The 11,237-nt window shown below is 59.5% G+C and carries 8 protein-coding genes; 3 read left to right on the forward strand and 5 right to left on the reverse strand.

Annotated features, from left to right (window positions below; all coding sequences use genetic code 11):
* Window positions 1-99: 99 nt before the first annotated feature.
* Complete coding sequence (gene hutH / locus ACXJ5O_RS09620) at window positions 100-1,647, reverse strand: histidine ammonia-lyase (protein ID WP_457299689.1); 1,548 nt, start codon at window positions 1,645-1,647, stop codon at window positions 100-102.
* Between the two features lie 6 nt (window positions 1,648-1,653).
* A complete protein-coding gene (gene hutI, locus ACXJ5O_RS09625; protein WP_457299690.1) occupies window positions 1,654-2,847 on the reverse strand; it encodes an imidazolonepropionase in 1,194 nt (397 codons plus the stop codon).
* Between the two features lie 84 nt (window positions 2,848-2,931).
* Between hutI and ACXJ5O_RS09630 the strand changes: the two genes are divergently transcribed.
* Together ACXJ5O_RS09630 and ACXJ5O_RS09635 are read left to right on the forward strand one after the other, a co-directional pair.
* Window positions 2,932-4,314: a formimidoylglutamate deiminase gene (locus tag ACXJ5O_RS09630; protein ID WP_457299691.1), complete on the forward strand. Its 1,383-nt coding sequence runs from the start codon at window positions 2,932-2,934 to the stop codon at window positions 4,312-4,314.
* Between the two features lie 79 nt (window positions 4,315-4,393).
* Window positions 4,394-5,626, forward strand: a complete 1,233-nt coding sequence (locus ACXJ5O_RS09635; RefSeq protein WP_457299692.1) for an Mrp/NBP35 family ATP-binding protein — start codon at window positions 4,394-4,396, stop codon at window positions 5,624-5,626.
* 89 nt (window positions 5,627-5,715) lie between these two features.
* Here ACXJ5O_RS09635 and ACXJ5O_RS09640 read toward each other — a convergent pair whose 3' ends face one another.
* From ACXJ5O_RS09640 to ACXJ5O_RS09650, 3 genes are all read right to left on the reverse strand, one after another.
* A complete protein-coding gene (locus ACXJ5O_RS09640; protein ID WP_457299693.1) occupies window positions 5,716-6,114 on the reverse strand; it encodes a hypothetical protein in 399 nt (132 codons plus the stop codon).
* Between the two features lie 10 nt (window positions 6,115-6,124).
* The gene (locus ACXJ5O_RS09645; RefSeq protein WP_457299694.1) at window positions 6,125-8,908 is read right to left on the reverse strand and encodes a S10 family serine carboxypeptidase-like protein; all 2,784 of its coding nucleotides are present in this window, start codon (window positions 8,906-8,908) and stop codon (window positions 6,125-6,127) included.
* Between the two features lie 250 nt (window positions 8,909-9,158).
* Complete coding sequence (locus tag ACXJ5O_RS09650; protein ID WP_457299695.1) at window positions 9,159-10,790, reverse strand: alpha-D-glucose phosphate-specific phosphoglucomutase; 1,632 nt, start codon at window positions 10,788-10,790, stop codon at window positions 9,159-9,161.
* A gap of 151 nt (window positions 10,791-10,941) precedes the next feature.
* Here ACXJ5O_RS09650 and ACXJ5O_RS09655 point away from each other — a divergent pair, with 151 nt between their 5' ends.
* Window positions 10,942-11,199, forward strand: coding sequence for a type II toxin-antitoxin system Phd/YefM family antitoxin (locus tag ACXJ5O_RS09655; RefSeq protein ID WP_112525477.1), 258 nt, complete (start codon window positions 10,942-10,944; stop codon window positions 11,197-11,199).
* Window positions 11,200-11,237 lie beyond the last annotated feature (38 nt).

Raw genomic sequence — 11,237 nt, forward strand, 5'->3', positions numbered from 1 at the left:
CTCCCCGTCGCTTCGCTCCGTCCCTCCCCACAAGGGGGAGGGTAAGGACGGCAACCTTTGCGTCAGATAAAGTAAAAAAGGGTGCGGGAATGTTATGCATTACCGATACCCTTCAACACTCAGAACCGGCAGAATATCAGGAGAAATCGCGGCGTTGAGCGCGCCCGAAGCAACGAGATCGGAAACGGCCTTCAAGTCTGGTGCCATGTAGCGGTCCTCATCGAGTGTTGGTACTGCGACCCGAATAACGCCATGCGCGCGGGTGAGTTCCGGGYTGGTCTGCAGGGGTTCGCGCAGGTCGATCCCTTGTGCGGCTGTCAGCGCCTCGATGCCGATGATCGAGAACAGATTGTCCGTCATCTGCAACAGGCGGCGCGCGCCATGGCAGGCCATCGATACGTGATCTTCCTGATTGGCCGAGGTCGGCGTCGAATCCACCGACGCCGGATGCGACATCTGTTTGTTTTCCGACATCAGCGCGGCGGATGTGACCTCCGCAATCATCAGGCCGGAGTTGAGGCCGGGCTTCCTGGCAAGGAACGCGGGCAGGCCGTAGCTCAGGGCCGGATCGACCAGAAGGGCGATGCGGCGCTGGGCGATCGCGCCGATTTCACAAATGGCGAGCGCGATCTGGTCGGCGGCGAAGGCGACCGGCTCCGCATGGAAGTTGCCGCCCGAGACGACGGAGCCATCGCTGAGCACCAGCGGATTGTCGGTAACGGCGTTGGCCTCGATTTCGAGGGTCCGCGCCGCCATGCGCAACAGGTCGAGACAGGCGCCATCCACCTGCGGCTGGCAGCGGATGCAATAGGGATCCTGCACACGCTCGTCGCCCTCGATGTGGCTCTCGCGAATGGGCGAGTTTTCGAGCAGCCGCCTTAACGCCGTGCCCGTATCGATCTGGCCGCGATGACCGCGCAGAGCATGGATATCCGGATGGAATGGCGCCGACGAACCCATGGCGGCGTCCGTGGAAAGCGCACCGGTGATCAGCGCCGACTGTCCGGCGCGGTGGGCGCGAAACAACCCCGCAAGCGCGAGAGCAGTCGAAACTTGCGTGCCATTGATGAGCGCCAGACCTTCCTTGGCCGCGAGCACGACCGGCTTGAGGCCCGCCTGGGCAAGGCCCTCGGCCGCCGGCATCTGTCTCGCCTCGAACGTGACGTCGCCTTCACCGATCATGGCCGCGGCCATGTGGGCGAGGGGCGCAAGATCACCGGAAGCGCCGACGGAGCCCTTCTCCGGAATGACCGGGATCACGCCTTTTTCCAGCATGGCTTCGATCAGGCTGATGAGTTCCGGCCGCACACCGGAAGCGCCGCGACCGAGCGAGATCAGCTTCAGCGACATGATGAGGCGTACAATATTTTCCGGCAGCGCGTTCCCCACGCCGCAGCAATGGGACAGGATCAGATTGCGCTGCAGCGTTCCGACATCCGCAGCATCGATCCGGATCGAAGCAAGTTTGCCGAAGCCGGTATTGATGCCATAGACCGGCGCATTCCCGGCGGCAATCTCGGCAATTCGTTTCGCAGCCGATTCGATCCCCGCGTGGAAGGACGCATCGAGCTTTGCCGGCGTGCCATGCCAGTAGATCGTTTCGAGAGTGGCAAGCGGCACGGCGCCGGGATGCAGAATTATTGTCATCGTTGACTATGCTTTCAAAACGAGCTGGTGGAGCGGGTTGAAGCCGATGCGATAGCAAAGTTCCGCAGGTTGCTCTGCGTTCCAGATGGCGATCTCGGCGCGCTTGCCCGGCGCAATGGTGCCGATTTCCTCATGCAAACCAAGGGCGCGCGCGGCTTCACGCGTGGCGCCTGCAAGCGCTTCTTCGACGGTAAGCCGGAAAAACGTGCATGCCATATTCATTGTCAGGAGCAGCGAAGTGAGCGGCGATGTGCCGGGATTGCAATCGGTGGCGACGGCGATGCGCACGCGGGCATCGCGCAAGATATTGACGGGCGGCGCGCGTTCTTCGCGCAGGGCATAGAACGCGCCCGGAAGAAGCACCGCGACTGTTCCGGCAGCCGCCATGGCGCTGGCGCCTTCCTCATCGAGGTATTCGAGATGGTCGGCGGACAAGGCGCCATACGACGCTGCAAGCTTGGCCCCGCCAAGGTTGGAGAGTTGTTCGGCGTGGAGCTTGACCGGCAAGCCGAGTGCTTTCGCCTTGTCGAACACGCGGGCAATCTGCGCCGGAGAGAAGGCGATACCCTCGCAGAACCCATCCACCGCATCGACGAGCCCTTCCGCATGTGCGGCATCGAGACCGGGCAGGACGACCTCGGAAATATAGTCATCGGGCCGGCCCTTATACTCCGGTGGTGTCGCATGGGCAGCAAGGTAGCTTGTGCGGATGCGCACGGGGCGCATTATGGCGAGGCGGCGTGCGACGCGCAGCATCTTCAGCTCCGCGTCAATGTTCAGTCCGTAGCCGGATTTGATCTCGACAGTGGAGACGCCTTCGGCAAGCAAGGTATCGAGCCGCGGCAGGCTTTGCGCAACGAGCACCTCTTCGTTTAGGGCATTGGTCGATTTGACCGAGGAGATAATGCCGCCACCGGCCCGCGCGATATCTTCATAGGTTGCGCCGTCGAGCCGCATCTCGAACTCGCGGGCGCGGTTGCCGCCAAAGACCAGATGGGTGTGGCAATCGATGAGGGCGGGGGTCGCCAGCCTGCCGCCAAAATTCTCGCGCTCGACATCGTTCCAGTCGGAAGGGATCGTCTGTCCGACCCAGGCAATCCGCTCGCCATCGATGCCGATCGCGCCATCTTCAATGAGGCCATACGGCGCGCTGGTGTTCTCCAGCGTGGCGATCCTCAATCCGGACAGAATTTTCCTCATCGGCCGCAGCCCGCTCCCTTTTTGGTCTTGCCCGCAAGGTTAATATGTATATACATAACGTGTCAATCCGGCGGGAGGAAAGAAATGACTGGGGCTAGAAAATCGGTGTTCGCCCGGACAGCGCTCACGCCAAATGGCTGGGAGAACAATGTTCTAATCGAGATCGACAGTGCAGGACGCATTGGTTCCGTACTGCCCGGCAGTCCGATTTTGCCCAACGCCCTTGCGGTTGATATATTGCTGCCGGCGCAGGCAAACCTCCACAGCCACACATTCCAGCGGGCGATGGCCGGGCTTTCCGAAGCACGCAGCCCTGCGGGGCGCGACAGCTTCTGGACGTGGCGCGAGATCATGTACCGGTTCCTCGACATTCTGGACCCTGAGGACATCGAGGCGATTGCCGCCTTCGCCTTCGTCGAGATGCTGGAGTCCGGCTATTCCAGCGTTGCGGAATTTCACTATGTACACCACCAGCCGGGCGGGCAGCCCTATGCGAACCTGGCAGAGTTGTCTGAACGGATCGCGGCTGCGGCGACCGCTACCGGCATCGGCCTGACGCTGTTGCCGGTCGCCTATATGCAAGGCGGCGTAGACGGACGGGCACTGGCCGGCGGGCAACTGCGCTTCGGCAATGATTTCGACCGCTACGCCAAACTGGCCGGGCAGGCGCAAGGAGCGGCCAAAGCTGTTAGCGCCGATGCGGGTTTCGGCGTCGCGCCGCATTCGATCCGAGCCGTCAACGAACGCGAGCTGAAGGCGCTGGAACAGCATTTTCGCGGCATGCCGTTCCACATTCATATTGCCGAGCAGATCCCGGAAATCGAGGAAGTGCAGGCCACCTACGGTCAGCGCTCGATGACATGGCTGCTCGATCATCTGCCGGTCGGTGAGCGCTGGTGCCTGATCCACTCGACGCACATGACGCCGCAAGAAACGCAGCGGGTCGCACAGAGTGGCGCGGTTGTCGGTCTATGTCCTATCACCGAAGCCAATCTCGGCGATGGCATATTCGATGGGGTGAATTATCTCGGCGAAGGCGGGCGCTTTGGCACGGGATCCGACTCCAACATCCGCATTTCACCCTCGGAGGAGCTGCGTCAGCTCGAATACAGCCAGCGTCTGCGTGACGTGTCCCGGGTTACGCTGTCAGTCGACGGCAAATCCTGTGGCCGCACGCTCTACGATACGGCGCTCGCCGGCGGTTCGCAGGCTCTTGGCCGGGACGCGGGCAGTCTAGCGCCCGGCAAATGGGCCGACATGATCGCGCTGGATACTGAAAACCCTGCGCTGCTGGGGCTGAACGGCGACCGGCTGCTCGACGGTTGGATATTCGCGGGCGACCGCTACGCAGTCAGCGATGTCTGGTCAGCCGGACGGCATGTGGTGCATGAAGGCCGCCACCGCGACCGTGACGCCATATTCGAGGTCTACAAGGCGCGGCTGGTGTCGATCCTCTCCAAGCTCTGACTTGCGCGGATAATGACCATTGGCGATTCGCTCCAACTGCACTATTTGAGTTGGAAGGAATGACAGGGATGGAATTGTAATGGCAGGCGTGACCCAGGAGCAGGTGCTCCAGCAATTGAAGACGGTGACCGGGCCGGACTTCAACAGCAACATTGTCGAGCTCGGGCTGGTTTCGGATATTTTCATCGCCGACAACAAGGTGTTCTTCTCGATAACCGTGCCGGCCGCGCGAGCGCAGGAACTCGAACCTTTGCGCGCCGCCGCCGAGCGTGTCGTCAAGGCCATGCCGGGGGTAAACGGCGCTATCGTCGCGCTGACCGCCGAGAAAAAAGGTGGGCCGACAAGCGATGATGCGCCGCCCCGTCCAATACCCCCAGCGCGCCCGGCACAACGTCCTGCGCCGGCAGGGGCGGTTCCGCCACCGCGTGTCGTGGCCCAGAGTGGCGCGGCAGCCCAGGGTGCACCCGCGCAACAGGCGCATGCACACAGCCACGGCGCGCCGGTCAAATCCGGCGTTCCCGGTGTCGGCGCGATCATCGCTGTCGCCTCCGGCAAGGGCGGTGTCGGCAAGTCGACGACGGCGGTCAATCTTGCGCTGGGGCTCAAGGCCAATGGCCACAGCGTCGGCATCCTCGATGCCGATATTTATGGGCCCTCCATGCCGCGGCTGCTTGGTCTGCATGGCAGGCCGGAGGTTGTGTCCGGCCGCGTCCTGAAGCCCATGGAAGGGTATGGCCTCAAAGTGATGTCGATCGGCTTCCTCGTCGATGAGGAAACGCCGATGATCTGGCGCGGGCCGATGGTCATGTCGGCGCTGACGCAGATGCTGCGCGAAGTGCAGTGGGGCGATCTCGACGTGCTTGTCGTTGATATGCCGCCCGGAACCGGCGATGCGCAATTGACCATGGCGCAGCAGGTGCCGCTGGCCGGCGCGGTCATCGTCTCGACACCGCAGGACCTCGCGCTGATTGACGCACGCAAGGGTCTGAACATGTTCAAGAAGGTCGACGTGCCGCTGCTCGGCATTGTCGAGAACATGAGCTATTTCATCGCCCCCGACACCGGCACACGCTACGACATCTTCGGCCATGGCGGCGCACGCAAGGAGGCGGAACGCCTTGGCGTGCCATTCCTCGGCGAGGTACCGCTGGTGATGGAAATCCGCGAGACGTCCGATGCGGGAACGCCTATAGTTGTCAGCAATCCCGATGGTCCGCAGGCACAAGCCTATCGCGAGATCGCGGCACAAGTCTGGGACCAGCTGGCATCCGCCAAGGGAGGACGCGCCGCCCCGGCGATTGTGTTCGAGTAAGTCTTGCAGAGGCAGGCACAATCCGCCTCCGCAAACCCATCCGGCACCCAAAGATATGCTGGGGCCGGCGCAGGTCTGCGGCTTAAGCGTTATTCGATCTTCTGAATTGTCGATTTGGCCGCATTTGCTCTCGCCCTTGCGGACGCTGGCTCGCCGGGCGTGCGGGCATCCATGAACGTCTGCACCTCGTTGATCGTAACGTAGCCGCGCTGCTTCCTGTCGATTGCGGCAAAATGATCGGCAATGAAGCCCCAACCTGCCGCCCTGGCCTGCTCGGACGTCAAATAAGGCGAGGAGCCGGCTGCTGCAGTGAAGTCATCGATCAGCCGCTGATCAAGCTCATGGCGGATGCCGTCATCTGTGATGGGCCTCAGAACCGCCCCGGCCGGTTCGGGTGGAGGTGCGCCGAGCTCTTCGGCGGCATTGGCCTGGGACAGGCAGGACAAAACCACTGCGCTGGCCAGCATGAATTTTGTGAACTGTTTCATCGGAGGTTCCTCAATTCGATACGGTTGCAGGTACAGGGATGCTATAACCAGGGTCGTCGTAATATTGATTGAGCGCGGCCTTGAGTGGCTGCCGCGATTCTTCGGTATTATAGGTCATATGCCCGCCCTCGAACCATTTGACCGGCGTACGGTCGAGCATTGTCAGGGCCGGCACACCCTTGGCTCCGGCCCGGTAGACAAGGGCTTTCAGATCGAGTTCGGTTCGAAACCCGGGCGTGGCAACATCCTCATAGCCATGCAGGACAAGCAATTTAAGCGAGGGGTTATAGGCGAGCGCTTCCATCAGATCGGCAGTGCTGGCAGGGCTGGCAATGCCCGCAGAACCCCTGTGCGACCATGCCCAGTTGCCGATCGCTTCGTCCGACCTTATCGCATAGGTTGATGAGGTTTTATAATTGACGAAATCGGGGAGGTGGGTCTTCATTTCATTCTCGTAGGCAATGTCGATATACTTGTCCGCGCTATATTTGCTCGAGTTGGGCAATGCCATACGCGCATCGTAGCGGCCCAGCATTCTACCCGGAATAAGTTGCTTCGTGAATTCGCTGGGAAGCAGACTAAGATGATCCTTCCAGTAGCCGCTGGAAATGCCGGTCTTGGCGTAGAGCTCGTTAAAAAGGCTCTTTCCTTCCGCTCCTATACTGAATTTAACCCAAGGGGTGGGGAATTCGGTACTTGTTGGTCGGCCCGGGTATTTTGCCAGGATTGGCATATAGCTGTTGACAGTAAAGTCGGTCATCGATCGCAGATAAGCCTCCCTGGATGTGATGTTATGCGCCTGCGGCAAATTGAAGAAATTCGCGGTCATGGCATAGGAGGGCAAAAAGCTGGCGCAGGTGGCAGAAGCAATCTTTACAGGACGGTCTGAGTTATGGTCGCAATTCTGCAAATAATCGAGTATCGGCGAGTTGAGGATGATGCCGTTCAGAACTTTGGTAGGCTTGCCGGAAATGTCCGGGTCATAAGCGCCGGTGCCGGCCTTCAACAGGATATCGGCAACGATCGGCGTGCGAATGCCGCCATAGGACTCCCCATAGAGATATTTGGGTGAGCTCTGCCGGTTGTAGCGATTGGTGTAGGCGGCGACGAACCCGGCAACCACTTTCGTGTCAACATCGACGCCCCAGAAGGTCTGGTTCGTGCTTGGCGCAATCGCCGTCGACAGGCCGGTGCCGGGCGGATCGACAAAAACCAGATCGGTCTTGTCGAGGAGCGTAACGGCGTTCTCTTCAAGAGGAAAGCTGGTTGGCTGATTCGTATAGTACTTTTCAGGAATGTTGGGAGCATCGGATTTGAGGCGCTTCGGACCCCATGATCCGAAATGCAGCCAGATGGAGGGGCTACCCGGACCGCCATTCCAGAAAAAGGTGACGGGGCGCTTGTCATGGGGCAAGCCATCGCGCGTATAGGCGGTATAGAATATGGCAGCACGCGTGTCGTCATCGCCTTTGGCGATCAAATGGCCCGCTCTTGCCGTGAATTTGACGGTCTGGCTATCGATTTTCATGCTGTGGCGCATTGCCGATGCGGTTTCAATGACCGAAGCAGGCTGGATCGAGCCCGAAATGCCTGTGTTATAAATGTTCGGGTCTTTCAGCTCGTTGTCCTGCGGCGCCAGAACGTCGAATGCCGCATCCTCGAAGCCGCCTTCCGCCAGAATGGTGCCAAGCTCCCCACTCACGCCCGCCTGTTTCAGCACATCGGCCGCGGCGGCACTGTTGCCCTCACGGGCAAGCCCGGCCGCCTTGAGCAGCGCCAGCTCCTCTGTGATCTTCTTCGTCTCACTCAACTTCAGCGCCGCCATTTCATCGTCGAGCGCCGCACCCTTTTGGGCCTTCAATGCTGCCAATTCCTTATCGAGATCGTCGAGCTTCGTTGTCCGCAATGCCGCAATCTCATCGTTGATGACTGCGGTCTTCGCGATCTTCAATTCGGCAAGATCGTTCTCGATCGTCTTGGTCCCCGTCTCCTTCAGCGCTGCCATTTCCTTATCGAGATCGCCAGTTTTTCTGGCGCGTTGCACGTCGATTTCCTTGGCGAGCTCGGCTTCAAGTTCGCCTGTGCGCTTTAGCCTGAGCGCAGCGTTTTCCCCGTCAAGCGCCTCAGCCTTGTCGATCCTCAGCGCTGCAATCTTCGTATCGACATCCCCGGTTTTTTCCCCACGCAAGGTGGTGATTTCATTTTCGAGCTCCCCTGTCCGTTTGAGCCGGAGCCCTGCAATCTCGTTGTCGAGGGCTGTGACCTTTTCGGCGCGCCGTCCATCGGTCTCCGTCGTCAGATCCACTTCAAGCTCGCCAAGGCGCTTTAGCTTGAGTGCGGCAATTTCCCCGTCCAGCGCTTCGAGCTTGCCGGGCCGCAATGCCTCGATCTCCTGTCCTAGCTTGGCTGTCCTGCTCTCTTTGAGACCCGTCAACTCACCTTCGATGTCGGCGATGCGCTTGCTCTTTTGAGAGGTCAATTCGATATCCAAAGCCTTCAATTTCTGTTGCCTTGCGGATGCGATCTCCTCGTCAAGCGCAAGCTGGGCGGCAGACTTGTCTGCCTCGCTCGCCTTCTTCGCATCGTCGATGATTACGGTCGCGCTTGCTTGCGCATTGGCCCGGGTTGCAGCCGCCTCGGCATTTGCCTTGTCGGTGATCGCCTTGGCATTGGCCAACGCCTCGTTTTTTGACGCGTCGGCGTCGAATGTACTCGTGCCATCGGTCGAGGAATTGGACCCATTGCACGCTGCGAGCGCGAGCGCGGAAATGAGCAATAGATACTTGTAATTCATAGGTGCAAATTCCTGATTAGAAATGCACCAACACTTTCAAATTCGGCTGGAACCGACAATTCGCCTAAAGTTTAATCTTTTTAAAAAATGCATAGATTCTCGCCATATCCGTTCTGTGCGTCTCTTGATCCAAGGCGCAAAGCCGGATAGCGAAACCTATCATGGGGCCAAGAATGCCGCGCCTTCGTAGCCTAGTCCAGTTCCCTGCAAATCAGCGAGGGTTAGGCGGGAACCACCGGGTCGGAACGCATCACGTAATCACGCTTGGCTCATCACGTCCCGTATGGCCCTCGATATCGGCAAGGTCGTGCGCGGCGCGGATGAGATCGGCGAGCGCGCCCTGCGTTTCGAGATCGTGGCGCTTCGGATCGGGTTCGTAGCGCTCGATATAGACGCGGATCGTCGCGCCGGACGTGCCGGTGCCCGACAGGCGGAAGACGACGCGCGAGCCGCCTTCGAACAGGACGCGGATGCCCTGGTTCTTGCTCACCGATTTGTCGACTGGATCATGATAGGCGAAGTCATCGGCATGCGTGATCTTGAGGCCCTGGACCGAGGTGCCGGGTAGCGTTGGCAGCTTGGCCCGCAGATCGTCCATCAATTTGTTGGCGCCGGCCGTATCGACGCCTTCATAATCGTGGCGCGAATAATAATTGCGGCCGTAGGTTGCCCAATGCTCGTGCGCGATGTCTTTGACACTGACCTTGCGCACGGCAAGGATGTTGAGCCAGAGCAGCACTGCCCAGAGGCCATCCTTCTCGCGCACATGATTGGAGCCGGTGCCGGAGCTCTCCTCGCCGCAGATCGTCGCCATATCCGCATCGAGCAGGTTGCCGAAGAATTTCCAGCCGGTCGGGGTTTCATACATGCCGATCTTCAGCTTTTCCGCCACACGGTCCGCTGCGCCGCTGGTCGGCATCGAACGGGCGATGCCCTTGAGGCCGGCCTTGTAGCCGGGCGCGAGATGCGCATTGGCCGCAAGCATGGCGAGCGAATCGGACGGGGTGATGAAGATGCCTTTGCCGATGATGAGGTTGCGGTCGCCATCGCCATCGGAGGCCGCGCCGAAATCAGGACCATTTGGTGACATCAGGAGATCGTAGAGGTCTTTGGCATAGACGAGGTTGGGGTCGGGATGATGCCCGCCGAAATCTTCGAGTGGCACGAAATTGATGCAGGTGCCGTCCGGTGCGCCGAGGCGATGCTCGAGGATTTCCTTGCCGTAGGGGCCCGTGACCGCATGCATGGAATCGAAGCGCAGGGTAAAGCCCGACTTGATCAAGGCGCGGATCGCATCGAAGTCGAATAGCTGTTCCATCAGTTCGGCATAATCGGCGACGGGGTCGATGATCTCGATATCCATATCGCCGATCTTCTGCGTGCCGATCGTATCGATATCGATATCCGGCGCATCGGCGATCACATATTGCGTGATCGTCTTGGAGCGGGCGAAGATCGCCTCGGTGATCTTTTCGGGAGCAGGTCCGCCATTGCCGATATTGTACTTGATACCGAAATCCTCGGTAGGACCGCCCGGATTATGACTGGCCGACAGGACGAGCCCGCCGAACGCCTTGTATTTGCGGATGACATTGGAGGCTGCCGGCGTCGACAGGATGCCGCCCTTGCCGACAAGAACGCGCCCGAAGCCATTGGCGGCCGCCATCTTGACGGCGATCTGCACGACTTCGCGATTGTAGTAGCGGCCGTCGCCGCCGATCACCAATGTCTTGCCCTTGAAGCCTTCAAGCGAATCGAACACCGACTGGATGAAGTTCTCGACGTAGTTTTCCTGCTGAAACTCCGGGACTTTCTTGCGCAGGCCCGATGTTCCGGGCTTCTGGTCGTCGAATGGCTTGGTGGCAACGGTCTTGAACATGATGGGCTTCCAGTCTCACTTAAGCGTCTGCGACAATCTATGGGCCGGTCGTGTATCAGGTCAACACGACAGAATTTCGAAGGCACGACACAATTTGAAAGGTTGAAGGCGATAGGAGAATGTAGTAACATATCTACAACCAAAAGGAGGCTTCATGGGTATTACCACAATCTCCAGTAGAGAGTTCAATCAGCATGCCAGCGAGGCCAAAAAAGCGGCGAACGATGGGCCTGTTTTCATTACGGATCGGGGCCGGCCTGCGCACGTTCTCTTGAGTATTGAAGAATACAGAAAGCTGACAGGAACAGGCAAAAGTCTTGCGGATGCCTTGGCCCAGCAAGGTGATGACGGAGATTTCGATTACGAGTTTCCAAAGCTGGAAATACATTTCAAGCCTGTTGATTTTTCTTGATGTTCATTCTGGACACCAATTTTCTCTCAGAGATGCGC

This window comes from Phyllobacterium sp. P5_D12 (assembly GCF_054049495.1).

Excerpts from the sequence above, each read along its gene's own strand:
- ACXJ5O_RS09645 (WP_457299694.1), bottom strand. The coding sequence starts at position 8,908 with ATGAATTACAAGTATCTATTGCTCATTTCCGCGCTCGCGCTCGCAGCG.
- ACXJ5O_RS09640 (WP_457299693.1), bottom strand. The coding sequence starts at position 6,114 with ATGAAACAGTTCACAAAATTCATGCTGGCCAGCGCAGTGGTTTTGTCC.
- ACXJ5O_RS09655 (WP_112525477.1), top strand. The coding sequence starts at position 10,942 with ATGGGTATTACCACAATCTCCAGTAGAGAGTTCAATCAGCATGCCAGC.
- hutI (WP_457299690.1), bottom strand. The coding sequence starts at position 2,847 with ATGAGGAAAATTCTGTCCGGATTGAGGATCGCCACGCTGGAGAACACC.
- ACXJ5O_RS09630 (WP_457299691.1), top strand. The coding sequence starts at position 2,932 with ATGACTGGGGCTAGAAAATCGGTGTTCGCCCGGACAGCGCTCACGCCA.
- ACXJ5O_RS09635 (WP_457299692.1), top strand. The coding sequence starts at position 4,394 with ATGGCAGGCGTGACCCAGGAGCAGGTGCTCCAGCAATTGAAGACGGTG.